This window comes from Dyella japonica, assembly GCF_040545895.1.
Classification (GTDB): domain Bacteria; phylum Pseudomonadota; class Gammaproteobacteria; order Xanthomonadales; family Rhodanobacteraceae; genus Dyella; species Dyella japonica_D.
On the sequence record NZ_JBEPMU010000001.1, the window covers coordinates 842,835 to 867,894 of the forward strand.

At 65.5% G+C, this 25,060-nt stretch carries 23 protein-coding genes; 14 read left to right on the top strand and 9 right to left on the bottom strand.

Annotated elements, in window-relative coordinates; genetic code table 11:
• Positions 1–52: 52 nt before the first annotated feature.
• Complete coding sequence (locus ABIC75_RS03605) at positions 53–1,909, bottom strand: ABC transporter ATP-binding protein (RefSeq protein WP_354013059.1); 1,857 nt, start codon at positions 1,907–1,909, stop codon at positions 53–55.
• Positions 1,910–2,143: 234 nt separating this feature from the next.
• Here ABIC75_RS03605 and ABIC75_RS03610 point away from each other — a divergent pair, with 234 nt between their 5' ends.
• Both ABIC75_RS03610 and ABIC75_RS03615 read left to right on the top strand, forming a co-directional pair.
• Positions 2,144–2,803 (top strand): PadR family transcriptional regulator, encoded by a 660-nt coding sequence (locus ABIC75_RS03610; RefSeq protein ID WP_354012481.1) that lies wholly within the window; start codon positions 2,144–2,146, stop codon positions 2,801–2,803.
• A gap of 4 nt (positions 2,804–2,807) precedes the next feature.
• Positions 2,808–3,161 carry a Fur family transcriptional regulator gene (locus tag ABIC75_RS03615; RefSeq protein ID WP_354012482.1) on the top strand — a complete coding sequence of 118 codons (354 nt, stop codon included), beginning with the start codon at positions 2,808–2,810 and terminating at the stop codon, positions 3,159–3,161.
• 3 nt (positions 3,162–3,164) lie between these two features.
• Here the strand turns inward: ABIC75_RS03615 and nfi are convergent, their stop codons facing one another.
• Positions 3,165–3,854, bottom strand: a complete 690-nt coding sequence (gene nfi / locus ABIC75_RS03620) for a deoxyribonuclease V (protein ID WP_354012483.1) — start codon at positions 3,852–3,854, stop codon at positions 3,165–3,167.
• An 87-nt stretch (positions 3,855–3,941) separates the two neighbouring features.
• Here nfi and ABIC75_RS03625 point away from each other — a divergent pair, with 87 nt between their 5' ends.
• The 6 genes from ABIC75_RS03625 to ABIC75_RS03650 all read left to right on the top strand — a co-directional run bounded on the left by ABIC75_RS03625 (position 3,942) and on the right by ABIC75_RS03650 (position 9,352).
• A complete protein-coding gene (locus tag ABIC75_RS03625) occupies positions 3,942–6,374 on the top strand; it encodes a DUF3772 domain-containing protein (protein WP_354012484.1) in 2,433 nt (810 codons plus the stop codon).
• 49 nt (positions 6,375–6,423) lie between these two features.
• Positions 6,424–7,239 carry a helix-turn-helix domain-containing protein gene (locus tag ABIC75_RS03630; protein ID WP_354012485.1) on the top strand — a complete coding sequence of 272 codons (816 nt, stop codon included), beginning with the start codon at positions 6,424–6,426 and terminating at the stop codon, positions 7,237–7,239.
• An 85-nt stretch (positions 7,240–7,324) separates the two neighbouring features.
• Positions 7,325–8,167, top strand: a complete 843-nt coding sequence (locus ABIC75_RS03635) for a DUF72 domain-containing protein (protein ID WP_354012486.1) — start codon at positions 7,325–7,327, stop codon at positions 8,165–8,167.
• 63 nt (positions 8,168–8,230) lie between these two features.
• Complete coding sequence (locus ABIC75_RS03640; protein WP_354012487.1) at positions 8,231–8,686, top strand: ribonuclease domain-containing protein; 456 nt, start codon at positions 8,231–8,233, stop codon at positions 8,684–8,686.
• On the top strand, positions 8,683–9,117 hold the full coding sequence (locus ABIC75_RS03645; protein WP_354012488.1) for a barstar family protein: 435 nt from the start codon (positions 8,683–8,685) through the stop codon (positions 9,115–9,117). Before ABIC75_RS03640 ends, ABIC75_RS03645 begins: the two co-directional genes overlap by 4 nt.
• Before the next feature lie 13 nt (positions 9,118–9,130).
• Positions 9,131–9,352: an RNA-binding S4 domain-containing protein gene (locus tag ABIC75_RS03650; protein ID WP_354013060.1), complete on the top strand. Its 222-nt coding sequence runs from the start codon at positions 9,131–9,133 to the stop codon at positions 9,350–9,352.
• On the opposite strand, the gene ABIC75_RS03655 is transcribed toward ABIC75_RS03650, so the two are convergent.
• On the bottom strand, positions 9,353–10,177 hold the full coding sequence (locus ABIC75_RS03655; RefSeq protein ID WP_354012489.1) for an arylamine N-acetyltransferase family protein: 825 nt from the start codon (positions 10,175–10,177) through the stop codon (positions 9,353–9,355). It abuts the gene before it with no gap.
• A 179-nt stretch (positions 10,178–10,356) separates the two neighbouring features.
• On the opposite strand from ABIC75_RS03655, the gene msrA reads away from it, so the two are divergent.
• On the top strand, positions 10,357–11,067 hold the full coding sequence (msrA, locus tag ABIC75_RS03660) for a peptide-methionine (S)-S-oxide reductase MsrA (RefSeq protein ID WP_354012490.1): 711 nt from the start codon (positions 10,357–10,359) through the stop codon (positions 11,065–11,067).
• 4 nt (positions 11,068–11,071) lie between these two features.
• Here msrA and ABIC75_RS03665 read toward each other — a convergent pair whose 3' ends face one another.
• The 4 genes from ABIC75_RS03665 to hutU form a co-directional block, all read right to left on the bottom strand.
• Positions 11,072–13,822, bottom strand: coding sequence for a putative bifunctional diguanylate cyclase/phosphodiesterase (locus tag ABIC75_RS03665; RefSeq protein WP_354012491.1), 2,751 nt, complete (start codon positions 13,820–13,822; stop codon positions 11,072–11,074).
• A 71-nt stretch (positions 13,823–13,893) separates the two neighbouring features.
• A complete protein-coding gene (locus ABIC75_RS03670; RefSeq protein WP_354012492.1) occupies positions 13,894–14,667 on the bottom strand; it encodes a TenA family transcriptional regulator in 774 nt (257 codons plus the stop codon).
• A gap of 371 nt (positions 14,668–15,038) precedes the next feature.
• The gene (locus tag ABIC75_RS03675) at positions 15,039–15,434 is read right to left on the bottom strand and encodes an MAPEG family protein (RefSeq protein ID WP_354012493.1); all 396 of its coding nucleotides are present in this window, start codon (positions 15,432–15,434) and stop codon (positions 15,039–15,041) included.
• A gap of 188 nt (positions 15,435–15,622) precedes the next feature.
• Positions 15,623–17,293 carry a urocanate hydratase gene (hutU, locus tag ABIC75_RS03680; protein ID WP_354012494.1) on the bottom strand — a complete coding sequence of 557 codons (1,671 nt, stop codon included), beginning with the start codon at positions 17,291–17,293 and terminating at the stop codon, positions 15,623–15,625.
• A 158-nt stretch (positions 17,294–17,451) separates the two neighbouring features.
• Here hutU and ABIC75_RS03685 point away from each other — a divergent pair, with 158 nt between their 5' ends.
• The 3 genes from ABIC75_RS03685 (at position 17,452) to ABIC75_RS03695 (ending at position 20,088) form a co-directional block, all read left to right on the top strand.
• Positions 17,452–17,991, top strand: coding sequence for a YybH family protein (locus ABIC75_RS03685; protein WP_354012495.1), 540 nt, complete (start codon positions 17,452–17,454; stop codon positions 17,989–17,991).
• A gap of 70 nt (positions 17,992–18,061) precedes the next feature.
• Positions 18,062–19,558, top strand: a complete 1,497-nt coding sequence (locus tag ABIC75_RS03690; RefSeq protein ID WP_354012496.1) for an AlkA N-terminal domain-containing protein — start codon at positions 18,062–18,064, stop codon at positions 19,556–19,558.
• Positions 19,558–20,088: a methylated-DNA--[protein]-cysteine S-methyltransferase gene (locus ABIC75_RS03695; protein ID WP_354012497.1), complete on the top strand. Its 531-nt coding sequence runs from the start codon at positions 19,558–19,560 to the stop codon at positions 20,086–20,088. The genes ABIC75_RS03690 and ABIC75_RS03695 overlap by 1 nt, the downstream gene beginning before the upstream one ends.
• A gap of 9 nt (positions 20,089–20,097) precedes the next feature.
• On the opposite strand, the gene ABIC75_RS03700 is transcribed toward ABIC75_RS03695, so the two are convergent.
• Complete coding sequence (locus ABIC75_RS03700) at positions 20,098–20,361, bottom strand: hypothetical protein (RefSeq protein ID WP_354012498.1); 264 nt, start codon at positions 20,359–20,361, stop codon at positions 20,098–20,100.
• Between the two features lie 114 nt (positions 20,362–20,475).
• Here ABIC75_RS03700 and ABIC75_RS03705 point away from each other — a divergent pair, with 114 nt between their 5' ends.
• Positions 20,476–21,765: an ectonucleotide pyrophosphatase/phosphodiesterase gene (locus ABIC75_RS03705; RefSeq protein ID WP_354012499.1), complete on the top strand. Its 1,290-nt coding sequence runs from the start codon at positions 20,476–20,478 to the stop codon at positions 21,763–21,765.
• Between the two features lie 57 nt (positions 21,766–21,822).
• Here the strand turns inward: ABIC75_RS03705 and ABIC75_RS03710 are convergent, their stop codons facing one another.
• Positions 21,823–23,004 carry an MFS transporter gene (locus ABIC75_RS03710; RefSeq protein WP_354012500.1) on the bottom strand — a complete coding sequence of 394 codons (1,182 nt, stop codon included), beginning with the start codon at positions 23,002–23,004 and terminating at the stop codon, positions 21,823–21,825.
• Positions 23,005–23,368: 364 nt separating this feature from the next.
• On the opposite strand from ABIC75_RS03710, the gene ABIC75_RS03715 reads away from it, so the two are divergent.
• The gene (locus ABIC75_RS03715; RefSeq protein WP_354012501.1) at positions 23,369–25,060 is read left to right on the top strand and encodes a GGDEF domain-containing protein; all 1,692 of its coding nucleotides are present in this window, start codon (positions 23,369–23,371) and stop codon (positions 25,058–25,060) included.

Consider the following 25,060-nt stretch of genomic DNA (forward strand, 5'->3'; position numbering starts at 1 on the left):
CGATCACGTGTAGCAACGGTCGGTGCGACAGCCGACCGGTGCCCGCCGGCGATCAGGCAAGCGCGCTGTCTTCCGCGGGATCTTCCGCCGCCACAAAACCGCCGGTCTGACGCTGCCACAGCCTTGCGTAGAGACCGCCTCGCGCAATGAGCTCCGCATGCGTGCCGGTTTCCACGATCTCGCCCTTGTCCATCACCACCAGGCGATCCATGCGCGCGATGGTGGAGAGGCGATGGGCGATGGCGATCACCGTCTTGCCGCGCATCAGCACTTCCAGGCTGTCCTGGATGGCCGCTTCCGCATCCGAATCGAGCGCCGAGGTGGCTTCGTCGAGGATCAGGATCGGCGCATCCTTCAGCAGTACGCGCGCGATGGCGATGCGCTGGCGCTGGCCGCCGCTGAGTTTCACGCCACGCTCGCCGACGTGCGCGTCGTAGCCCACGCGGCCTTCGCCATCGACCAGTTGCGGAATGAACTCTTCCGCGCGCGCCTTGCGCACCGCCTCGATCACCTGCGCCTCGCTGGCGTCCGGGCGGCCGTACAGCAGGTTGTCGCGGATGGAGCGATGCAGCAGCGAGGTGTCCTGCGTCACCACGCCGATCTGCGCGCGCAGGCTTTCCTGCGCCACCTGGGCAATGTCCTGGCCATCGATGAGGATGCGGCCGTCCTCCAGGTCGTACAGCCTCAGCAGCACGTTCACCAGCGTGGACTTGCCCGCGCCGGAAGGCCCCACCACGCCGATCTTCTCGCCCCCGCGCACGTTGAGATCGAGGCCGGAGATCACGCCGCCCTTCTTGCCGTAGTGGAAGTGGATGTCCTCGAAGTGCACGCCGCCTTCGGTCACTTCCAGCGGCATGGCGCCGTCGCGGTCCTGCACGGCGCGCGGCCTGGAAATGGTCTCGATGCCGTCCTGCACGGTGCCCACGTTCTCGAAGATGCCGTTGATCACCCACATGATCCAGCCGGACATGTTGTTGATGCGGATGACCAGGCCCGTGCTCAGCGCGATCGCGCCCACCGTGACCTTGCCCTGGCTCCACAGCCACAACGCCAGCGCCGAGGTGCCCACGATGAGGAAACCGTTCAACGTGGTGATGGTGGCGTCCATCGCCGTGGTCAGGCGGGTCATGGCGCGCATGCGCTTGATCTGCTCGCCCATCGCATCGGCGACGTAGGCTTCCTCGCGCTGCGTATGCGCGAACAGCTTGAGCGTGAGGATGTTGCTATAGCCGTCGACGATGCGGCCCATCAGGCGCGAACGTGCCTCGGACTGCTTCCACGAACGCTCCTTCGTGCGCGGCACGAAGTAGCGAAGCGTAGCGATGTAAAGCACCAGCCAGACGATCAGCGGCACGGCGAGCCACACATCGGCCTTGGCGAACATGAAGATGGCGCTGCCGGTGTAGATGGCCACGTACCAGATCGCATCCACGATCTGCACCGCCGATTCGCGCAGGGCGCCAGAGGTCTGCATGATGCGGTTGGCGATGCGGCCTGCATAATCGTTCTGAAAAAAGCCCAGACTCTGGCGAATCACGTAGCGATGGTTCTGCCAGCGGATGCGGTTGGTGAGGTTGGGCACGATGGCCTGGTTCACCAGCAGGTCGTGCAGGCCGATCAGGATCGGACGCGCGATAAGCGCCACGAATCCCATCCACAGCAACTCGTTGCCATGCAGGCGGAAGAAGTCCGCCACGGGCGCACCCTTGGCCATGTCCACGATGCTGCCGATGAAGCCGAACAGCGATACCTCGACCAGGGCCACGCCAAAGCCCACCACCAGCGCGGCGGCGAACACCGGCCACACCTGGCGCAGATAGAACACGTAGAAACGCCATACCGACGACGGCGGCATGCCGTCGACGGGTTCCTTGAACGCGTCGATCAGCGATTCGAACCAGCGCAACAGCATGGGGAGTTCGTCCTTGGCGGGGGCGGCAGCGCTCAAGGCGCGCGCGATAGCTACTGGGTGAAGGCGTGGGGGAGAAGTTTCAAGTCACGTGACACCCGAAAGCCTTCCGCCCCGGGAGAGCGCATGGGCGCATTCCCGCGGATAAAGCCCCGGCAGCACAGGGGATACTTGCATTCCTGAAAACTTACGATATATCTTAAGACTGTTACTTACGATATATCGGAGTTAGTCATGGGATTTCGTCATTTCTTTGATCACCACCATCAGCATCACGGCCGCCACGGCCACTGCCGCGACGGTCTCGAAGGCCGCGAGGCATGGATTCGCGAGGCCATCGGGCGTGGCCGAGGACGGGGCCTTGGCCGCGGCTTCGGCGACGACGAGGGTGAAGGCGGTTGGGGTGGCATGGGCGGGCGTTTCCGCGGCGGCCGCGTGTTCGGCCACGGCGACCTCAAGCTCATCCTGCTTGCCCTGATCGCCGAGCAGCCGCGCCATGGCTACGAACTGATCCGCACCATCGAGGAGATGTTCGACGGCGCCTACGCACCCAGCCCCGGCGCGGTCTACCCCACCCTCACGCTGCTGGAAGAAATCGGCCACGCCAGCGTGCAGAGCGACGATGGCAAGAAGCTCTACACCATCACCGCCGAAGGCAAGGCCTTCCTGGCCGAGAACAAGGAAGCGGTGGACGCGGTGATGTCGCGCATGCAACAGACGGCCAAGATGTTCGCCCGCGCCGCCGCACCGATGGCCTTGCGCGAAGCCATGCACAGCCTCAAGCGCGCGCTGTTCATGCACGGCGGTCCGTGGAATGCGGAGGAGGTGAAGCGCATCGGCGACATCATCCGCAAAGCCGCCGAAGAGATCGCCAAGGGGCGCAAGGATGCGTGAGGCCATGTCCCCCGCGCCAGCCGATATCCACCAGCTGCTGGCGCAGGTGGGCATGCGCGCCACGCCGCCGCGCGTGGCGATCTGGCAGGTGTTGAACGAGTCGAGCGATGAACTCGACGCCGTAGCCTTGCTGCGCCGGGCGCAGGTTATCGAAGCTCGCACCAGCCTCGGCACGGTGTATCGCTTCCTGCGCGAACTGGAACAGCACGGGCTGGCCAGTTCGCGTGCCGTGGCGCACGAGCGCTCACGCTGGCGACTGGGTTCACCGAGCGAGTCGACGCCTGCGCAGCCCCAGGCCATGGCGGCCGTGGCACGCCTGGCAGCGGCTTTCGGCTATCGGCTGGTCCGCGCGACCTGAGCATCAGCGTCGCAGCGTTCCACGCCGCGACGCCAATCGATCAGCCAGCCGCGTCGGTTCGGGCAAGCGGTACTTGCGACCGAACGCCAGCACCAGTTCCGGTGCCGTGGCCATGCTCACACGGTGTCCCGGCGAGACGATCAGCGGGCGAATGCCATCCTTGCTGCGCAAGACACAACCGATCACCTCGCCCTTGTATTCCAGCGGCTGACGATCGCCCCGATGCGGGCCCACTTCCTCGTGCGTGCCCACCAGGATCGATTTCGCCACGCCGATGGTCGGCAAACCGGTGACCACGCCCAGGTGAGCGGCAATGCCGAGTCCTCGCGGATGGGCCACGCCTTGTCCGTCGACGAAGACCAGGTCCGGTGTTTGCGGCAGCTCCGACAAGGCCTGCAACAACGCGGGCAACTCGCGGAAGGAGAGCAACCCGGGGATGTAGGGCATGCGCGTCGGTTGTCGCGCAACGACTTCGGCGATGGGTGCCAGCGTCTGCGAATCCAGCAGCACGGCGGCAGCACGCGTGACCGCACCGCCCTCCTCGAAGCCCACATCCACGCCCGCCACGTGGCGCAGTGGCGGATAGTCGTCTTCCAGATGCACCCGTGCGGCCAGTTCGCTTTGCAACTGCCGCGCCTTGGCCACGTTGCCATCCCAGGGCGGCACGGCGTGGGTGATGTCGATGGAGGTCATCGCGCAAGCGTGAACGTGGCGTGCTGAACACACTGTCAAAGGCATTTATTCATTGACCGGTTCAGGACCGGTCCGGATCATGCCCGCATGCCTATCCTTTCCCGCTTGCTGCTGATCCTCATCGTCGCCATCGGCGGCACCACCACCGTGCTTGCGCAGGACGCGCAGAATACGAGCCAGAACCAGCAGGCGCCGCTGGCCACGCCCGACCAGCTCAATGCGCAGCTCGACCAGATCAAGCAGACGCTGGCCGACAAGCAGGTGACGGACGAGACCCTGTCCACCGCGCGCACCAAGGCGCAGTCGGTGCAGCAGCAGGCCGATGCGCTGGCAGCCAGCCTCGCCCCGCAGGCCGATGCGCTCAAGGCCAAGATCGACGTGCTCGGCCCGGCTCCCGAGAAAGGCGCGCCCGCCGAAGCACCCGAAGTGGCAAGCCAGCGCAAGCAACTGCTCAAGGACCAGACGGACCTGACCGGCCAGGTCACCCAGGCCAAGCTGATCAGCAAGGAAGCCCAGCAGCTGGTGACCAGCATCAGCGCGATGCGCCGCAACCTGTTCCAGACCCAGGTCAGCGAACGCAGTGCGTCGCCGCTGAGCCCCGCCTTCTGGAGCCGCATTGCGCAGAACGCACCGGCCGATCGCGCCGCCTTCCACGATCTCTCGCAATCGATCAAGGGCGCCGTCGTGCAGGCATGGCAGCCCGACAATCGCGTGCCATTCATCGCCTGCCTGCTCGGCGCCATCGCGCTGATGGCGGCGGGACGTCGCGTGCTGGAACACCAGATGCTGGACAAGGCAGCGCGCTACCTGCCTTCAGGCCATTTGCGCCGCAGCGTGATGGCCGTGCTGGTCACCGTGGGCACGACGTTGATCTACGGCGTTGCCGCGTGGCTCATCTATCTCGCCGTGAACTGGAACGGCGTGTTCGATCAGAACCTCGACGACCTCGTGCGTCCGCTGGTGCGCCTGATGTTCTACATCGCCACGATGGCGGGACTGGGACGTGCGCTGCTGATGGTGAAGCATCCGTCGTGGCGCCTGCCGCCGATTTCCGACGACCTCGCCAATCGCCTGTGGCCGTTCCCCATGCTGATGGCCTACAGCGCACTGTTGTTGAGCATCATCGAGCGCGTCACCAACAGCATCGGCGCCAGCCTCGCCGCCATCATGGCGGCGAACGCTTTCGCGGCCACGCTGATCGGCGTGCTGCTGGCCTACGCGCTCGTCCTGATGAGCCGCGCACGCCGCGCCCTGCTGGCCAGTGGCGAAAAGCCGGCGAAGCGTCCGCTATGGGTAGGCGTGCTGGTGTTGTGCGCTTTCCTGGGCATGCTGGTGACCCTGCTGGCGGTGCTTACCGGTTACGTGGCCGCGGGTTTCTACGTCGCGCGCCAGATGATTCGCGCCGGCTTCCTGATCTGTGCGCTCTATGTGCTGATGCACCTGATTAACGATCTCTGCGAGTCGTTGTTCGATCCGGAGTCGCGCACCGGGTTGCGCATGCAGCAGAATTTCGGCTTCGAGCCCGCACGTCTCGAACAGACGGCCACCATCCTTTCAGGCGTTGGCCGCGCCTTCCTGCTGTTGTTTGCCATTCCGCTGATTCTCGCGCCCTACGGCGCCGGGCCGAACGAGCTGGTGGATCGCGGCGCGCATTTCTTCAGCGGCGCATCGCTGGGCTCGCTGAAGATCAACCCGACCAGCATTGCGCGCGCCTTGATGGCGCTGCTGGTGGGTGGCCTGATCGTTCGCCAGATCAAGCTCTGGCTGGGCAACAAGCTGCTGCCCAAGACGGCGCTCGACAAAGGCATGCAGATGTCCATCGTGACGCTGCTGGGCTACGTCGGCGGCATCCTGGTGTTCGTGCTGGTGCTTGGCGCGCTGGACGTGGATGTGCAGAGCATCGCGTGGGTGGCCAGTGCGCTGTCGGTAGGTATCGGTTTCGGCCTGCAGGCCATCGTGCAGAACTTCATCTCGGGCCTGATCCTGCTGGCGGAACGGCCGGTGAAGGTGGGCGACTGGGTCAGCCTCAGCGGCGTCGAGGGCGACATCAAGCGCATCAACGTGCGCGCCACCGAGATACAGCAGGGTGACCGCTCCATCGTGATCGTGCCCAACTCGCAGTTGATCACGCAGAACGTGCGCAACGTGACGCTGGCCAATGCGCAGGGCCGCGTGCAGATCCGCCTGCCGATGCCGTTGAGCAGCGACGCGTCCAAGGTGCGGCAGATCATCTTCGACATCCTGCGCAATCATTCCGTCACGCTCAACACGCCCGCACCCAGCGTGCAGCTGGACAGCATCGACGCTGGCTCCATGATGTTCGTGTGCACGGCCTACGTGAATAATCCGCGCGACGCGGGCACAGTGAAGAGCGACCTGCTGTTCGAGATTCTCGACCGCCTGCGCAAGGCCGACCTGCCGCTCACCACGCCACAGGACATGGTGGTACGCACGATGCAGCACGATTCGGCCACCGCGCCGAACCCGAGCGGGCCGGTGTTCCCGGGCAAGTCGACCTGACAAGGCTCACCCATCGGCCTAGACTTCAGATGTCGCCTGGAGTCAGCCGATGGGACACCACGTTGTCGTGCCCTCGCCACCGCTCGATGTCCTGGTCTCGCGCCTGTGGGACTGGGACATGCCGCCGGCCGCCCACCACTTCGAACGCGTGCTGCCGGTGCCCGGCGCGGCGCTGATCATCAACCTCCACGAGAACGAAACGCGCGTCTACAGCGACGACGCCGACCGGCGTTGCCTGCGCGCCGCGGCCTCCGTCATCGGCGGCCCCTGCCTGCGCAGCCAGATCATCGACACCGCCGAACAGGTGCGCGTGATGGGCGCGGTGTTTCATCCCGGTGGCGCGCATGCGTTCACCGGCGAGGATCACGAAGCGCTGGTCGACCAGGACATCGGCCTGGAAGACATCTTCGGCCATAGCGCGCATCGCCTGCGCGAACAACTGCTGGATACGCCCTGCCCGCATGCTCGCCTGGCCATCCTCCAACAGTGGCTGCTGGCACACATGCGCATGCCGCGGCTCGCGCCCGAAGTGTTGCATGCGTTGAACAGCATCGGCGCGCAACCGCAACTGGCGCGCATTGCTCCGCTGGTACGGGATACGGGCCTGTCGGAATATCGGTTTGGCCGTCTGTTCCGCCGACAGGTCGGCATGGGGCCGAAGCGTTACGCACGGCTCATGCGCTTTCGCCGCGTGGTGGATGCGGTGTACCGGTCGCAGGCGGTGGACTGGAGCGGCGTGGCCATCGACGGCGGCTACGGCGACCAGGCGCATCTCGTGCACGAGTTCCGCGCCTTCGCGGGCATGACGCCCACCGCGTTCATGGCGGCGCGCGGGCCTTATCCCAATCACCTGCCGCTGGACTGAGGTCGGCGCCCTGAAGCCGCAGGTGTGGAGGCTTTCCTTCACTTTCGCCGTGGCATGATTTGTCGTCCCCAACGAGTTCACTGCCATGCCTGCCGACCTGTTCTCGCCCGCACCCGCGCAGGGTCCTGCATCGCGCATCCGCGTCGGCATCGGCGGCTGGAACTTCGCGCCGTGGCGCAACAACTTTTATCCGTCCGGACTGGTGCAACGGCGCGAGCTGGAATACGCCAGCAACCACCTGCGCGCCATCGAGATCAACGGCACGTACTACGGCGCGCAGAAGCCTGCGACCTACGCGAAATGGGCGGCCGAAACACCGGATGGATTCGTGTTTTCGCTGAAGGCACCGCGCTACGTCACCGAAGGCAAGCGACTGGCTGATGCCGGTCGCGGCATCGATGGCTTCGTGTTCGGCGGTCTGGCGGAATTCGGCCGCCGCCTCGGCCCGGTGCTGTGGCAATTCCCGCCATCGCGCGCCTTCGACGCCAACGACCTGGCCTCGTTCCTCGACATGTTGCCGCGCGAACTCAACGGCCAGCCGATGCGCCATGTGCTGGAAGTGCGCCACCGCAGTTTTCTCGACGAACGCTATGTGGAGTTGGCGCGTTCGTATCGCATCCCTACCGTGTTCACCGATTCGCCGCAGTATCCGTCGCTGGCCGATCTGACCGGCGACTTTGCCTATGCACGGCTGATGCGCAGCGAATCGCACCTGGATACCGGCTATGCGCCGGGCGAGCTGGACCACTGGAGCACGCGCGCACGTGCCTGGGCCGAGGGCAACGACCTGCCGGAACTACCGCACGTGTCCGCCCCGATCAAGCCGCAGGCGCCGCGCGACGTGTTCATCTACTTCATCAGCAGCGCGAAGGAACGCAACCCGGCCGCCGCCATGGCGCTGCAGCAGCGGGTGGACGCCGCGGGCTGACGCCGGCGTGCCTGGCCGCGCCGGAGGGTCTACACTCGCGCCACTCCGCCAGGGCGTTCCGTGATGCGCACAATCAAACCATTGCTTCTGCTGGTCGTGCTGGCCGTGGCGGCGTTGCTGTGGGGCCGCCACACTTCCGAGCCTGCGCCGCAAGGCAACGCGGTGCCGGAAAGCGCGGCACCGCAAAACGCAGTGCCACCAAACGCCGCGGCGCCCAATGCAACGCCGACGCGCAGCGACTCACTGCCGTCGTTCCTGCCGCCGGAAGCCGCCGACACGCTGCGACGCATCGCCACTGGCGGCCCGTTCGAACATCGGCAGGACGGCGTGGTGTTCCAGAACCGCGAGGGGCGCTTGCCGGCGAAGCCCGAGGGCTACTATCACGAGTACACCGTGGACACGCCCGGGCTCGATTACCGTGGCGCCCGACGCATCATCACCGGCGGCACCCCGCCGCAGTATTACTACTACACCGACGACCACTACCGCACATTTCGCCCGTTCGAGGTATCCCGATGAGTGCGCAATTCGATCTCGATTTCGGCGACGCCGAACACGGCGGCATCTTCTTCGTCACCAGCGAGGATCTGGAGCCCTTGGCCGAGGCGGCCGGCATGCAGGGGCTGCGCGTGTGTCGCATCAGCCTCGCCGACTACACCGACGAGGACGCGCTGTTCGATCGACTCACTCGAGCACTGCACCTGCCAGCCGACTTCGGCCGCAACTGGGACGCGCTGGCCGACAGCATGCGCGACCTCTCCTGGCTCAAGGCCAGCGGCTACATCCTGCTGTTCGATCACGCCGAACAGATGCGCAACCACAACGAAGACGACTTCGACACGCTGCTCGACATTGTCGAAGAGGCGGTCGACTACTGGCAGGAAGCCGACACGCCGTTCTTCGTATTCTTCGCGCTACCCGAAAGCGCCTTCGATGACACCGACGCCTGAGCACCACACCACCATGCAAGAACTCGATTTCGAACTGGACCGCGACTACGTGGAACTCAACCAGCTGCTCAAGCTGGTCGGCCTGTGCGACAGCGGCGGCGCCGGCAAGGCCATCGTGGCCACCGGCGCGGTGTATGTGGATGGCGAACAGGAACTGCGCAAGACCTGCAAGATCCATGCGGGCCAGGTGGTGCAGGTGGAAGACTTCGTCATCCGCGTGAACGCACTGGACTGATCAGGCATCCGGCATCGGCAGCGCGGCGAGTTTCGCATCCAGCAGCGGCGACGCCGGCAGGCGGATGCCGAACTGTTCCTCGATGACCCGCTTGATCTCGTCCGTGCCTTGCAAGGTGCGGCGCTCGGAGTCCTGCCCCAGCGTATGCACCACGAATTCGCGATTGCGCAAGCCGAGCCGGCGATCCGCCAGCGTGCGCGCCACGATCAAGCCGTGGCGAAAATGCGAAGACGGATACGTCGACGTGAAATGGTTGCCCACCACATAGTCGATGGCTTCGGCCGTTTGCAGCCGGAATCGGTAGAGCGTGCGCCATTCATCGCGAACCAGCGCCTGCGTGCGCCATTGCGTGCCATCCGTGATCAGCCGGAACGGTTCCAGTGACGTGGGCTGCGCCTCGTCGACCACCAGACGCAACGCGCCACCCAGCGCCATGCTGCCGAAGCCGACGTCGGCCAGCCAGCTCTCGCCTTCCACTTTCACGCGCAGCAGCATATGCGTTTGCGCCGATTCGGCATCCTCGGGCTGGTTCCACAGCACGCGGGCGATGAGCCCGGTCACGTCGAATCCGATGGCCTTCAGCGCCGCCTGGAACAGGCCGTTCTGCTCGAAGCAGTAGCCGCCGCGATGGTTCTTCACCAACTTGGTTTCGATGGCCGCCAGATCCAGCGATACCGTCGTGCCCAGCAGCGGGTCGAGGTTCTCGAACGGGATGGCCGCAATGTGCGCCGTGGCGAGCGCGCGCAAGGTCGCCACGTCGGCGCGTGGCTCGCCGACGAAGCCGATGCGTTGCAGGTAGCCCTCGAGATCCAGCGGATGCGACATGGGAAGGTCCAGGGAGGCCGGAGCCGAACCATAACACCGCCTTGGCGGCGCCTTCGCATCCTGCCTGGCCGGAGCTGGCAGGATGGAGGTAACCGGAAGCACCCAGGCGACGAATAAGGAAGCAAGGCCCGCCACTCCCCAGGCGGGCATGTCCCCACTCTTCGATGGAGCGTTCCTTCATGAGCATCCGCCGATTCAAGTTGTTCCCCGTCCTCGCCAGCGTGTTGCTGATGGGCGGACTGGGCGCCTGCACGCTGGCCACGGCCGGCAGCGACAACGCCCCGCTTCCCGATCCCACCGTGGATGCCAGCCCGGCCCAGGGCGACCAGACGGCCGTTCTCGCCGGCGGTTGCTTCTGGGGTCTGCAGGCGGTGTTCCAGCACGTCAAAGGCGTGAAGAAAGTGTGGGCCGGCTATTCCGGCGGCGCCGCCAGCACCGCGGACTACGACCGCGTCAGCGACGGCGACACCGGCCACGCCGAGTCCGTGAAGATCGTCTACGACCCCACCAAGGTGAGCTACGGCCAGTTGTTGAAGATCTACTTCTCCGTCGCCACCGACCCGACGCAGCTCAATCGCCAGGGCCCGGACGTGGGCACGCAATACCGCTCAGCAATCTTCTACGGCAACGACGAACAGCAGCGCATCGCCACCGCGTACATCGCGCAGTTGAAGGCAGCCCATGCGTTCGCCGATCCGATCGTGACGCAGGTAACGCCTCTCAAGGGTTTCTACGTGGCCGAGTCCTATCACCAGGACTATGCGAAGCGGCATCCCAACGAGCCGTACATCGTGTTCAACGACGCGCCCAAGGTGGTGCACCTGCAGCAGCAGTTCCCGACGCTCTATGTGCCCGATCGCGGTGAAGTGGTCAGCGTGACGCTGCACTGAGACGTCAACCGGCTTCGGGCGGCACCAGACGAAGATGTGAGTTGTTCTGGCGCCGCCCGGGACTCAGCAATTGCGCGATGACATCGGGCTCGACCGGTCGCGAATACAGGAAGCCCTGCCCTTCCACGCAACCGGCGCGCAGCAGGAAGCGATGCTGTTCTTCGGTTTCGATGCCCTCGGCAATCGGGCTGATGTCCAGGCGCCGGCATAGCGTGAGCATGGATTCCACGATGGCGCCGTCGCTGGCGTCGTCCGGCAGGCCGGCGACGAAACTCTGGTCGATCTTCAGGTAGTCGATGGCACGCAGCTTCAGGTAGCTCATCGACGAATACCCGGTACCGAAGTCGTCAATGGCCACGCCCACGCCCAGCGAATGCAGCGCGTGCAGCGTGCGCTCCATCTCTTCGCCCAGGCGAAGGATGGCGCCCTCGGTGATTTCCAGCATCAGGCGCTCGGGCGCGAGGCGCCGCGATTCGAGCAGCATGCGAATCTCGTCGACGAAGTTCGCCTGGCCGAACCAGTTGGCGGACACGTTCACGGCCATGCGCAAGGGCGGCAGGCCCGCCTTGTCCCAGGCCGACATCTGCTCGCACGCGGCCTGCAGCACCCACTGGTCGATGCGGCGGATCAGTCCGAGTTTCTCCGCCATGGGAATGAACTCGCCCGGCGCGATCAGGCCGCGCTGCGGGTGATACCAGCGCAGCAGCGCTTCCACCGCCACGATGCGTCCGGTGCGCATTTCCACGGTGGGCTGGTACATCAGGCGGAACTCGCTCTCCGACAGCGCCTTACGCAATTCCGAGGCGAGCGCGATGCGGCGCCTTGCATCAGCCTGCATGCGCGGCGAATAAAAGCGGAAGGCGTTGCGCTCTTCCGTCTTCGCGGCATACATAGCGGCATCGGCATTGGTGATGAGCGTGGGCACGTCGGTGCCGTCCAGCGGAAAACAGGCGATGCCGATACTGGCGCTGAGTGCGAGTTCGTAATCGCCCACGGCAAACGGCGCCGACAGCACGGTGAGCAATCGCCCCGCCAGCGCGCTGGCCTGTTCGCGCGAATGCAGGTCCGACAGCAGCACGGTGAACTCGTCGCCGCCGATGCGCCCCGCCACGCCGCGGTCGCCCAACTCGTAGACGATGCGTTCGGCCACCTTGACCAGCAGGTGGTCGCCGATGGCGTGCGTGTAGCTGTCGTTCACGGCCTTGAAGGCATCCAGATCGATGAAGACCACGGCGGCCATGCCGCGCTCGCGCTCGGCAGTGGTTATCGCCTGCACGCAGCGACGCTCGAACTCCGCCCGGTTGGCGAGGCCCGTGAGCGTGTCGTGCGCAGCCATGTACTGCAGGCGCTGTTCGTTCGCCTTCGCCGCGCTGATGTTGTTGATCACCGCCACGTAGTGCTGCACGTCGCCTTCCGGGTTACGGATGGCACTGATGCTGAGCAGCTCCGGATAACTGGTGCCGTCCATGCGACGGCTGCGCACTTCGCCCACCCAGTTGCCTTCGGCCTCGATCACGTCCCACACCGAGTTGGGCAACGGCGAGCCGTCCGGCAGGCAACGCAGGTCGTCGAAGCGCAGGCCTTGCAAGGCTTGCACGGTGAAGCCGGTCATGCGGATGTGCGCGGCGTTCACGCGCGCCACGCGGCGGTCCGCCTCGGCGATGATCACGCCTTCGGCAATGCTCGCCAGCGCTTCGGAGGCGATGCGCCGCTGCTGCTCCAGGTTCACGCGCTCGGTGATGTCGCGCAGGATGGACTGGCGCACGCTCCGCGTGCCCCAGTCCGTGACGCTGCTGCGCATCTCGACCGGACGCAGTTCACCGTCCGCCGTGCGCAACTCGCCGGTAATGGCGCCGTCCGCGCGATGCAGCAGCGGCGTGAAGAAGGTGGAGAGTTCCTCGCCGGTGAGGTTGTCCACGTCGCGGCCGGTCCATTGCAAGGCCGTGCGGTTCGCTTCGAGGATGCGGCCGGTTTCTTCGTCCACCATCAGGATGGCGTCGGCTGCGCTGTTGAACAGCAGGCTGTAGCGCTCCTCGGTGCCGCGAATGCGCGAAAGAATGCGCTGCGCCATGCGCAGCCACAGCAACGATGCCACGCACGCGGTGAGGAACACCGCGAGGAACAACACGCGTCCCAGCCAGATGGCGCCCTGCGCCACTTCCAGCGAAAAGCCGTTGGTGAGCGGCTCGAGATCGTTGTTCAGCCCGTTGATGCGATCGAGCTGCCAGTGCAGCCACGCCTGATCGGGCTGGCCACGCGAGTAAGCGTCGCTCAACTCCTTGGCCACGCCGTCCAGTTGCCTGAGCGGGCCGTCGGCCGCGCGCCAGAGCGCCACGGCCTCGCCCATGTGCGGCGCGGCTGTGCAGCAGCGCAGCATGAAGATCATGCCCGGCTCGGCCTGCGGCAGGATCTTGCCCCGCTGGAAGGCCTGGTGAATGAGGGTGCGGTCGTAGTGGCCCGATGCGATGGCGTCGCGCGCCCAGCCGTCGGACGACAACAACTCGTAGTTCTTGCGGAAGGCGGCCAGCCGGGCCGCATCGCCCGACTGGGCATAGCCAAGCAGGTCCACCACCGCCTGCTTCTGCGCCTTGCTCCAGACACTCTCGCCGTTGAGGAAACCGGCGAGAGTGACCTGGACCTGGAGGGCTCCCCAGGTAAGCATGAGAATCAGGCCGATGACGGCCACCAGCCCATAGGCCAGTGGCCTCAAGCGCCGGGACAGCGGTCTTGGAGAGGTGCTACGGATCAAATCCATGGCGTCCTTTTACACGACCACTTCATAAAGCTACATCTCGTCCCGTCACGCTGTCGACGACGAGATCCCCATTACGCCGCCTGCTCTTCCACTTCACCCACGGTGTGCTGCATCAGGCAACGCTCCAGCCCGTAGTGCAGACTCACGTAACTGCGCTCGATGCATTCCCGCAGGTGCTCCACTTCCTCGTCGGCTGGCTGGCTGCCCATAAGGGTACAGACGATCTCCAGCGCCTCCCATGGATGAGTATCGTCATAGGCAGCGTGTAGCTGAAGCCAACGCAGGGTCGACTTGCGGCCGGCCGCAGGCAGGCTGTTGGCATACGCCACGCTGTCATACACCTTCTGGGACCACTCGCCCGTCACGCCTTCGATGGCGTAGTTGGTGGCAGCGATGCCGGCGGCCAGCGTGTCGCGACCGCAAACGTCGTGGCACCACTCGGCAGCCGTCTGCGTGCCGCGCGGCGGCAACCCGTCAAGGACCTCTTCACGCGACACGCCCGATCCCTCGGCCCAGTCGAGCCAATACTCCGCGTGGTTCTGCTCCACGCGGATGTTACGAACCAACCAGCGCCGTGCCATGTTGTCGCCGGCACTGCGGCCATAACGCGTCTTGAGCAGGCTCAGCGCCATGAAGGACGGGAAGCGCTCGATCAGCGACCAGGTGCCGACCATGAAGTTGCGCACGGTGGACAGGTCGATATGACCCTCGCTCATCATGTCCCACATCACGTGGTCGCGGACGCTCCGGCGGGCGGGTTCGCAGGCTTCCACCATGTCGCGTGCCCATTTCGGGTAGCTGGACAGTTCGGTCAGCGAGCCGGTGCGTACAGTGTTGGTGTTCATGCAGTTTCTCCAGTCGTCAATCAGGGAATACCGCCGGACCCTGCCGGCGGCCCGACACGTACCGTGCCGGACCACCAGTGTGGTCACGCCATGAATGGCTTGCACCGCCCTCCTACAGGCCGCTCGGCGAAACACCCGCAAATGATTGACAAACATTGAAAAACACCACACCCAAAAGCGAACCCCAGGGGAAAGGTCGACGAAAAAATGACGTCAAAATGTCGACGAACGTCGATTTATTGACGCACAAGGCTCGCGCCACGCCCCGGCGGCGACGCCACCAGGCACGCGCAGACGAAGACGCTCCCGCGATGGGAGCGCCTTGGGTTCATCGTTGGAATGGCACGTCGCCGCCCAGGGCGACGATTGCGTTAGCGCGAACAGAACACGCCGGACAGGACCATGAGCAACCCCGCCATCGAGACCACCCACACCAGCGTGCGCAGGTAGGGAATGCCGATCACGTACACCGGCAGATAGACCACGCGTGCCCAGAAGTAGAGTTCCGCACCGAGCGCGGTGGTAGCGCTGGCGCACTGTCCCACCAGCACGGCCAGCACCGCCGCCGCAAAGAACGGGAACGTTTCGAGGAAGTTGCGGCTCGCGCGCCCCGCGCGATCGGCGGCACCGGTGAGCGCGCCCTCGCCGGTCCGATTGCCCGTGTTCCAGGACAGGCCCCGCTGCTGCGTGGCCAGTGTCACCGCCAACAATACGTAGACCACGCCAAGCAGGATCGACCACCCCAACATCTGCAGCTCGACCGACATGTCGCACCTCCTCGTTGGATGTGACGACATGATGCGCCCGCCAACGGTCCCGCACCACCGTGCTGAGTCAAGGATGGCTGGCGCTCACCAGGCTGCGTGAGGGATCAGCGAATAGACGCCAGGTGCCTTGTCCGCGCGCAGCACGCCACGTGCCCTGCGCTGCGCTGCGCGCAAGGCACGTCCGACGATCAGATCATCGGCAGGTTGAGGCCCTGCTCCTTCGCGCACTCGATGGCGATGTCATAACCCGCATCGGCATGACGCATCACGCCCGTGCCCGGATCGTTCCACAGCACGCGCGCAATGCGCTGGTCCGCCGCTTCGCTGCCGTCGCACACGATCACCACGCCCGAGTGCTGCGAATAACCCATGCCCACGCCACCGCCGTGATGCAGCGACACCCACGTTGCGCCACCGGCCACGTTGAGCATGGCGTTGAGCAGCGGCCAGTCGCTCACCGCGTCGGAGCCGTCACGCATCGCTTCGGTTTCGCGATTGGGGCTGGCCACGGAACCGGAATCGAGATGATCACGACCGATCACCACCGGCGCCTTCAGCTCGCCCTTGCGCACCATCTCGTTGAAGGCCAGGCCGAGTTTGTGGCGCAGGCCCAGTCCCACCCAGCAGATGCGCGCCGGCAAACCCTGGAAGTTGATGCGCTCCTTCGCCATGTCGAGCCAGCGGTGCAGGTGCGGATCATCGGAGATCAGTTCCTTCACCTTCTGGTCGGTCTTGTAGATGTCTTCCGGATCGCCCGACAGCGCCACCCAGCGGAACGGACCCACGCCGCGGCAGAACAGCGGACGCACGAACGCCGGCACGAAACCCGGGAACGCGAACGCATCCGCGCAGCCTTCGTCCTTCGCCATCTGGCGAATGTTGTTGCCGTAGTCGAAGGTGGGAATGCCTTGGGCGTGGAACGCGAGCATCGCTTCCACATGTTTTTTCATCGACTGCTTGGCCGCCTTGGACGTGCCCGCCGGGTCGCTCTTGCGACGTTCGAACCACTCATCGACCGTCCAGCCTTGCGGCAGGTAGCCGTTCACCGGATCGTGCGCGCTGGTCTGGTCCGTGACGGCATCCGGGCGCACGCCGCGGCGCACGAGTTCCGGCAGCACGTCGGCCGCGTTGCCCAGCAGCGCGATCGACTTCGCTTCGCCCGCCGCGGTGTACTTGGCAATGCGTGCGAGTGCGTCGTCCAGATCGCTCGCCTGCTCGTCGACGTAACGCGTCTTCAGGCGGAAATCGATGCTCTTCTGCTGGCACTCGATATTGAGCGAGCACGCGCCCGCCAGCGTCGCGGCCAGCGGCTGCGCGCCACCCATGCCGCCCAGGCCCGCGGTAAGTATCCACTTGCCCTTGAGGCTGCCGCCGTAGTGCTGGCGGCCCATCTCCACGAACGTCTCGTAGGTGCCCTGCACGATGCCTTGCGAACCGATGTAGATCCACGAGCCGGCCGTCATCTGGCCGTACATCATCAAGCCCTTCTTATCGAGCTCGTTGAAGTGTTCCCAGTTCGCCCACGCGGGCACGAGATTGGAATTGGCCAGCAGCACGCGCGGTGCATCCGCATGCGTGGGAAACACACCCACCGGCTTGCCGGACTGGATCAGCAGCGTCTCGTTGTCGTTGAGTTCGCGCAGCGCACGCAGGATCGCGTCGAAGCATTCCCAATTGCGCGCCGCGCGGCCAATGCCGCCGTAAACCACCAGCTCGGCCGGATTCTCGGCCACATCCGGGTCCAGATTGTTCTGGAGCATGCGGTAAGGCGCTTCGGTGAGCCAGCTCTTGCAGCTCAGTTCGGTGCCGCGCGGCGCACGGATGGTGCGGGAGGTGTCGATTCGGGTGGGAGCGTTCATGGGAAGCGTCGCAGCCAAGGGGAAAACGCCATTGTGGCGAGGCGCGCCCGTGCCCGCAAACCGCACTGCGGCAAAAAAGCCGCCCCATCTGCCATCCGGCACTGTCGCGTCGCGCGTGGCGAAATCATGCTTGGGGCACTCTCCTGGAGGTTGCGCTCATGGTGCGTTTCCTGGTTGTTGCCGTGCTTGGCCTGGTTGCATCCGCCGTTCATGCGCAGGCGGCGGAAACGCCGCGTTGCACGGTATGGCAACGGGAATTGTCGTTCGCCGCCTCGGTGGATCGACACGACGAGAAAGCGTTTGCCGAACACATCGACAACGACGCCGTGTTCGCCGCGAACACCGCGCATCCGCAGCGCGGCCGCGCGACGATCCTCAAGCACTGGAAGGTGCTGCTGGAGGGCAAGAGCATGCGCGTGCGCTGGTATCCGGCCTGGGTGGTGCAGGCAGGCGATCCTTCCGTGCTGCTGTCCAGCGGACCGGCCCTGCTGGAAAACCTCGCGCCGAATGCGAACCCGCGCTACACACTCATCGCGTTCAGCACGGTATGGCATCGCGGCAACGACGGCGTGTGGCGCGTGATGTTCGACGGCGGCGACGAAGGCCGCGCCGCCACCGCACAGGACGTGGCGAATTTCGAAGCCGGACGCCGCACCGAGTGCGCGCCCGATCTCGTATCGCTTGCGATATCCCGCTGAGGGCGGCACGTCCATCATTGATGTCCGAAAACGGCGAGTCACCCCGGCATGGCGGTGTTAGCCTTGAGTCATGGCTTCCCTCCCCGATCACCCGATTCCGGACGACAAGACGTGCGAACAGGCACGCCTGAGCCGAGACGCTCGCTTCGATGGCCTGTTCTTCACCGCTGTCACCAGCACGCGCATCTATTGCCGCCCCGTGTGCCCGGCACCATCGCCGAAGCCGCAGAACGTGCGCTACTACGGCAGCGCCGCCGCGGCCGAGGCGGCGGGCTTTCGCCCGTGCCTGCGCTGCCGGCCGGAGCTGGCGCCCGGCAATGACGCATGGCAGCGCGGCGATCACGTCATCGCACGCACGCTGAAACTGATGGACAGCGGCGCGTTCGACGAATGGTCGGTGGACGACATGGCTGAACGCGTCGGCCTCGGCGCGCGGCAGCTGCGCCGCCTGTTCGTGGAACGGCTGGGCGCGCCACCGATCAGCGTGCACACCACGCGTCGACTGCTGTTTGCAAAGCAGTTGCTCACCGAAACCACCATGCCCGTGACGGAAGTGGCACTCGCCTCCGGCTTTGGCAGCCTGCGTCGTTTCAATGCGGCTTTCCTGCAAGCGAACCGCATGGCGCCGCGCGACCTGCGCCGCCATCCGAGCGCGACGACGGGCGACGCGATCACGCTGCGGCTCGGCTATCGACCGCCCTACGATTTCGAAGCGATCCTCGCGTTCCTGCGCGGACGCGCCCTGCCCGGCGCCGAACTCGTGGATGAGCACAGCTACGCGCGCGTGTTCGGCACGCCCGATGCGCCGGGCTGGCTGCGCCTGAGCGCATGGCCCGGCCACGATCACGCGCTGCGTCTGGAACTGCACTGCCCGCAACCGGCGCAGATGCTCGGCGTGGTGAACAAGTTGCGTCGCATGTTCGACCTGGATGCGAGCCCGCAATCGATCGGCGACGCGCTGAAGGAAAGTCCCGTCCTGCGTCCGCTGCTGCGCAAGCGCCCAGGCCTGCGCCTGCCCGGCGGCTGGGACGGTTTCGAGATTGCGGTGCGCGCGATTCTCGGGCAGCAGGTAAGCGTGGCTGCAGCGCGCACCTTGGCCACACGCATCGTGCAGCACTTCGGTACACCGGTGACGTCACCGGTTGCCGGACTGGAGCGCCTGTTTCCCGGACCGGAATTGCTCGTGGATGCGGACCTGCGCGCCATCGGCCTCACCACCGCGCGCGCCGCCACGGTGCGTGGCGTGGCGCAGGCGCTGCTGGATGGGCGCATCGATTTTCGCAGCGAGCAACCGCTGGATGAATTCGTCGAACGCTGGGTGGCGTTGCCCGGCATCGGCGAATGGACCGCACACTACATGGCGATGCGTGCGCTCAGCCATCCCGATGCGTTTCCGGCCGCCGACCTCATTCTTCGTCGCGCCGCCGCCGGCAACGGACCGGAGCTTTCGACGAAGGCGTTGACCTCACTCGCGGAAGCGTGGCGTCCATGGCGCGCCTACTCCGTCATGCACCTGTGGCGAAGCGCGAGCGACGCAGCGCCACCCACGAAGAAGAAGGCCGCGTGATGTCCAACGACACCATCTGGTTCGACACCATGGACACGCCCATCGGCGTCCTGCGGCTGGTGGCGGACGAGATCGGTTTGCGCGAAGTGTGGTTTTCCTCCGGGCGTCATCAGCGCTCGCCGCAAGCGGACTGGGTGCATGCGCGCGAGCCGCTGGCACAGGCGAGGCAACAGCTTGAGGAATACTTCGCCGGTGTGCGCCAGCAGTTCGATCTGCCGCTGCATCCGCTAGGCACATCGTTCCAGCAGGCAGTGTGGTGGGAGCTCGCACGTATTCCGTACGGCACCACCATCAGCTACGGCGAACTCGCGCGACGCATCGAGCATCCGCAGGCCGTGCGCGCGGTGGGTGCCGCGAACGGTCGCAATCCGCTGCCCATCGTGCTGCCATGCCATCGCGTGATCGGCGCCAACGGCAGCCTCACCGGCTTTGGTGGCGGACTACCCACCAAGCAGTTCCTGTTGTCGATGGAAAACCGCCTCGCCGAGGGCGACCTGTTTGGCGCCATGCTGCAGGTGGGCAAGCGCTAGGCGCGTCGATCAGCGCTCGTTCGTGGATGGCGGTGGCGTCACCGCGTTCTGGTACGAATCGAGCCGATGCGGCGTGTGCGAAAGATGATACGGCGCATTGGCGGACGCTTCCGGCGACGACGCCATCTTGCCCGCGCTGCCCGCGGTTTTCGCATCAACCTGCGACGACTTCGTTGCAACATGCGATGCCGGCTTTTTCGATGCGGACAGTGCAGCCGGCGCACTCACGCTGGCAGCCGCCGCCGGTGCGTCTTGCGGTGACGGATGCGCCACCGCCACCGTTGCCCACAGAGGGCAAGTGGCGAATGTTGCGTAAAAGAAAAGACGTGTAATGGTCATACGCCTGGGCGATCATACGGCCTTTGTATCGATTCTAAGTCATTGCATATGAAGATCCTGTTTCGCCCGTTGCTCTGTTCGCTGATCGCGCTCGGAGCCGGTTGCGCCACGCCTCACCCGCAAGCCGCCGCACCCGCCGTCACCGCGCCGCAGAGCGCAGCGAAAGCCAAGCCCGCGCCCGCGCCGCTGCTGCTGATTTCGATCGACGGTTATCGCACCGACTACATCGAACGCGGACTCAGTCCCACGCTCGCATCGCTGGCAAAACAGGGCGTGCGCGCAGCCGACGGCATGCAGCCGTCGTTTCCGTCGCTGACGTTTCCCAATCACTACACCATCGTCACCGGCCTGCGACCCGATCACCACGGCATCATCAACAACACGATGACCGATGCGTCGCTCGGCAAGTTCTCGCTGAGCAATCGCGATGCGGTGAGCAACGGCCAGTGGTGGGCGGAAGGCACGCCGCTGTGGGAAACCGCGCAGATGCATGGCATGAAGACCGCCACCATGTTCTGGCCCGGTTCCGAGGCCGACATCCACGGCGAGCATCCGAATTTCTGGAAGCCGTACGACGGCAACGTGACGCCCGACCAGCGCGTGGACCAAGTGCTGGCATGGCTGGATCAGCCCACCGCCGAGCGCCCTGCCTTCCTCACGCTTTACTTCGATGCGGTGGATCACGCCGGTCACGACTTCGGCCCCGACTCGCCTCAGGTCAACGAGGCGATTGCGCAGACTGACGCGGCGCTCGGCCGCCTCGTGCAGGGGCTTCAGCAGCGCGGCCTGCTCGATCGCATCAACATGATCGTGCTCGCCGATCACGGCATGGCGTCCGCGCCGCAGCGCAACGCCGTCCTCATCGACAAGCTCATCCCGCTCAAGCACGTGGAGCTGGTGAGCGTGGGCGTGCTCGCGGGTTTCAATCCGAAACCGGGTTTCGATTTTGCGAAGATCGAAGCGCAACTGGAGAAGCCGCAGCATCACATGACGTGCTGGGACAAGACGCGCGTGCCTACACGCTTCGCCTATGGCAGCAATCCGCGCGTGCCGCAGCTGCTGTGCCTGGCGGACGTGGGCTGGCGCATCTCCACCACCGAATACCTCGCGAAGAAAAAGAAGCCGACGCAGGGTGACCACGGCTACGACAACGCCGCGCCGCAGATGCAGGCGCTGTTCGTGGCGCACGGCCCGGCATTCCGCCAGGACGCGCTGGTGCCGTCGTTCCCGAACGTCGACGTCTACCCGCTGATGACGCATCTGCTCGACCTTCCGGCCGCCGCGAACGATGGCGACTACGACGCCGTCAAGGGCATGCTGAAGCCGGACGCGCAGTAACGCCCGGCATTCCACGGCAAGAGCCCGCAACGCGCTCTTGCCGTGGAGATACCTGATTCACTGGGGAATCGGCGGCTCGGTCTCCGGCTTTGACGGATTGACCAGCGGCGGCAATCGATACAGGCGCAAGGCGATCAGCAAGCCGGCCACGATGAGCGCGCCGACGAACACGGCCACGCCATTCCAGCCATGCGATGCGTAGAACAGGCCGCCACTGGCGCCGGCCAGGCTCGAACCCATGTAATACGAGAACAGGTAAAGCGAGGACGCCTGTGCCTTGTTGTTGCCCGCGCGACGCCCCACCCAACTGCTGGCGATGGAGTGCCCGCCGAAGAAACCGAACGTCACCGCGACGATGCCAAGCACCACGAGCACCAACGGCTGGGTCACGGTGAGCGCCAGCCCCAACAGCATCAGTGCAAAGGCCGTCCACAGCACCTTGCGGCGTCCGAGCTTGCCGGCGAGATGGCCCATCCAGGCCGAGCTGAAGGTGCCGATCAAGTACACGCTGAAGATCGCGCCGACCACAGCCTGGTTCAGCCCGTACGGCGGCGCCAGCAGGCGATAACCGATGTAGTTGTACAGCGTGACGAACGCGCCGAGCAGCAGGAAGCCTTCGGCGAACAGCCATGGCAAACCGGCATCGCGGAATGCGGAAGCGAAGCGCCCCATCAACGCGCGAACATGGAAAGGCTGGCGCACGTGGTGACGCGATGGCGGCAGGCTGCGCCAGAACACCAGGCCCGAGGCCAGGCCGATCACGCCGACGGTGGCGACGCCGATGCGCCATCCGAAGAATTCCGCGAGCACGCCGGCCACCAGTCGCCCGCCCATGCCGCCGATGGCATTGCCGCTGATGTAGAGGCCCATGCCCAGGCCGATCGAATCCGGATGCATTTCCTCGCTGAGATACGTCATCGCCACGGCGGGCAGGCCGCTCAGCGTGAGCCCCAGCAGCGCGCGCAGGATCAGCAGCATGTGCCAGTCCGGCACGAGCGCGGTCAGCAGCACCAGGATGGCCGATGACACCAGCGAGGCCGTCATGATGGTCTTGCGCCCCCAGGCGTCCGACACGCCGCCGGCAAACAGCATGGCGAACGCGAGCACGCCCGTGGTCAGCGAGAGCGACAGCGCCGCGGTGGCCGCGCTCACGCCATAGTCCTTGCTGAACTCGGGCATCAGCGGCTGGGTGCAGTACAGCAGGCCGAAGGTGGCCAGACCGGCGGCAAACAGCGCCATGTTGGTGCGTCGAAAAGCAGGCGTTCCGTGGCGGGTGAAGCCGCGCGATTCAAGTTCGCCCGCTTCCGGCCGATGTTTTGACCGAGACACCGGTTCCGCGCTTTCCCGCCTTGCCATGCTGCTGCCGCCTCGATACTGCAAAGGCCGTAAGCATAAGACTTGCTGAGATCGTGTTCGACCCGCCACTCAGACACAGATCCAGACCGAAGGGCTTCTGCGCCCGGGGCTGGCAAAACGTCCATATCACGAGGGGAACGTGATACATAGAGGCCGCCGGGGAGACGTCCGAAGGAAGGACCACCCTCGCATGCCGGTAACGGGAGACCGGCGGACAAGGGGGGATATGCGTTTTCGCGAGCCCATCGTGATTGTTCTTGCATGGATGTGCGCCCTGTTCTTCGCGCTGGCCGCGGAGGCAACGCCTGCGCGTGCGAGTCTTCCGGTGCTGCAGGTGGCCGCGCTGGCGCCGTTGAAGCCCGCGCCCGATCCCGCGCAAGTCATCCACGGCGGCATGGACGACCGCTTCACGCGCAGCCTTTCCACACACACGCCCAACGCGGTGGAAACCCAGCGCTGGTATCGCCTCACCATCGACCGCGACTGGCACGAGGCAAGTTCACCGGTGCTCAATTTCACCGGCGCCACCTACATCCGCATCACCGTCTACGCGCCGCCGGACTACCGCCCGCACGAACTGTGGTTCGCGCAAACCGAAGAGCTGGCGCGCTACTCGCGCCACCATCTGGCGCTGGAACTGCCACACGATCTGCGCGCGGGCCAGCCGATCTACGTACAGATCGCCGCAGACAATTTCACGCGGCAGATCCGCGCCGACATCACCGACATGGCGTCGTATCAGGCACAGGACCTGACGCACGTGCGGCTCATCACGCTGTTCTCCAGCGTGCAGTTCACCATGGTCCTCGCCGCGTTCTGCCTGTGGCTGGTGCTGCGCGATCGCGTGCTGCTGTATTTCATCGGCTACACCGGCTGCCAGCTGATGAACCAGTTGCTGACCAGCGGCGAGATGTACGAACTGCCCGGCGGCGCACTGCTGGTACCGCTGGGCACGCACGCGCCATGGCTGTTCATCGCGCTCAGCGCGCCGCTGCTGCTTTCCTTCATCCTGGAATTCTGCGAACTGCGCGTCATCACGCCCCGCCCTGCCCGCGTGCTGGGCCACATGCGCTGGCCGTACTTCGTCATCGCCGCGCTGCTGTGCTTCCCGTTCGCGGAACGCATGCATCTGCTGGCCAGTGCGTACAACCTGTGGTTCATCATCACTTCTCTGTGGGCATTGAGCACGGTCATCCTCGCCGCCTCCCGGCACGGACGGCAAGCGCGCTTCTTCCTCGTGGCGTGGTTGCCGCAGGTGCTGCTCACGGTGCTGCGGCTTGGCCAGATCCTGCTCGCGCTGGATCTTCCCCGCTGGTTGGAATACAGCCTGCCTTTTGCCACGGCGTTCTGCAGCGTGGTGGTCACCATCGGGCTGGCGGATCTGTCGCTGCGCGCACGACGCGAACGCGACGTGGCCCACCATCTGGCCGATCACGACGCGCTTACCGGCCTGCTCAATCGACGCGCCCTGGTCGCGCGCCTGCACGAAGCCGTGGCGCAGGTACGTCCCCAGCACCAGCCGCTCGCGCTGATCTTCCTCGACATGGATCACTTCAAGTCGGTGAACGATCGCTTCGGACACCAGAGCGGCGACGCCTGCCTGCGCGCCGTGGCCGAAGCCATCGCCGACGAACTGCGTCCCTCCGACAGCCTTGGTCGCTACGGCGGTGAAGAGTTTGTCGCCTTGCTGCCGGGTACCACGCATGAGCATGCGATGGCGGTGGGCGAGCGCATCCGCCGCAGTATCGAAACACTGCAGGTGCATGCGCGTGGCAATACGTTCCAGACCACCGTGAGCATGGGCGTGGCCAGCCTGATGGGTGCAAACGACACGGCGGACGACCTGATTGCGCGCGCCGATGCCGCGCTCTATCGCGCCAAGACCCAGGGCCGAAACTGCGTCGTCGCCCACTCACCGCTCACGGCGATGGCGGGCTGA

What these genes read in the sequence shown, in the direction of transcription:
- ABIC75_RS03610 (WP_354012481.1), top strand. Translation starts at nt 2,144, where the DNA reads ATGGGATTTCGTCATTTCTTTGATCACCACCATCAGCATCACGGCCGC.
- ABIC75_RS03615 (WP_354012482.1), top strand. Translation starts at nt 2,808, where the DNA reads ATGTCCCCCGCGCCAGCCGATATCCACCAGCTGCTGGCGCAGGTGGGC.
- nfi (WP_354012483.1), bottom strand. Translation starts at nt 3,854, where the DNA reads ATGACCTCCATCGACATCACCCACGCCGTGCCGCCCTGGGATGGCAAC.
- ABIC75_RS03625 (WP_354012484.1), top strand. Translation starts at nt 3,942, where the DNA reads ATGCCTATCCTTTCCCGCTTGCTGCTGATCCTCATCGTCGCCATCGGC.
- ABIC75_RS03630 (WP_354012485.1), top strand. Translation starts at nt 6,424, where the DNA reads ATGGGACACCACGTTGTCGTGCCCTCGCCACCGCTCGATGTCCTGGTC.
- ABIC75_RS03635 (WP_354012486.1), top strand. Translation starts at nt 7,325, where the DNA reads ATGCCTGCCGACCTGTTCTCGCCCGCACCCGCGCAGGGTCCTGCATCG.
- ABIC75_RS03640 (WP_354012487.1), top strand. Translation starts at nt 8,231, where the DNA reads ATGCGCACAATCAAACCATTGCTTCTGCTGGTCGTGCTGGCCGTGGCG.
- ABIC75_RS03645 (WP_354012488.1), top strand. Translation starts at nt 8,683, where the DNA reads ATGAGTGCGCAATTCGATCTCGATTTCGGCGACGCCGAACACGGCGGC.
- ABIC75_RS03650 (WP_354013060.1), top strand. Translation starts at nt 9,131, where the DNA reads ATGCAAGAACTCGATTTCGAACTGGACCGCGACTACGTGGAACTCAAC.
- ABIC75_RS03655 (WP_354012489.1), bottom strand. Translation starts at nt 10,177, where the DNA reads ATGTCGCATCCGCTGGATCTCGAGGGCTACCTGCAACGCATCGGCTTC.
- msrA (WP_354012490.1), top strand. Translation starts at nt 10,357, where the DNA reads ATGAGCATCCGCCGATTCAAGTTGTTCCCCGTCCTCGCCAGCGTGTTG.
- ABIC75_RS03665 (WP_354012491.1), bottom strand. Translation starts at nt 13,822, where the DNA reads ATGGATTTGATCCGTAGCACCTCTCCAAGACCGCTGTCCCGGCGCTTG.
- ABIC75_RS03670 (WP_354012492.1), bottom strand. Translation starts at nt 14,667, where the DNA reads ATGAACACCAACACTGTACGCACCGGCTCGCTGACCGAACTGTCCAGC.
- ABIC75_RS03675 (WP_354012493.1), bottom strand. Translation starts at nt 15,434, where the DNA reads ATGTCGGTCGAGCTGCAGATGTTGGGGTGGTCGATCCTGCTTGGCGTG.
- hutU (WP_354012494.1), bottom strand. Translation starts at nt 17,293, where the DNA reads ATGAACGCTCCCACCCGAATCGACACCTCCCGCACCATCCGTGCGCCG.
- ABIC75_RS03685 (WP_354012495.1), top strand. Translation starts at nt 17,452, where the DNA reads ATGGTGCGTTTCCTGGTTGTTGCCGTGCTTGGCCTGGTTGCATCCGCC.
- ABIC75_RS03690 (WP_354012496.1), top strand. Translation starts at nt 18,062, where the DNA reads ATGGCTTCCCTCCCCGATCACCCGATTCCGGACGACAAGACGTGCGAA.
- ABIC75_RS03695 (WP_354012497.1), top strand. Translation starts at nt 19,558, where the DNA reads ATGTCCAACGACACCATCTGGTTCGACACCATGGACACGCCCATCGGC.
- ABIC75_RS03705 (WP_354012499.1), top strand. Translation starts at nt 20,476, where the DNA reads ATGAAGATCCTGTTTCGCCCGTTGCTCTGTTCGCTGATCGCGCTCGGA.
- ABIC75_RS03710 (WP_354012500.1), bottom strand. Translation starts at nt 23,004, where the DNA reads ATGGCGCTGTTTGCCGCCGGTCTGGCCACCTTCGGCCTGCTGTACTGC.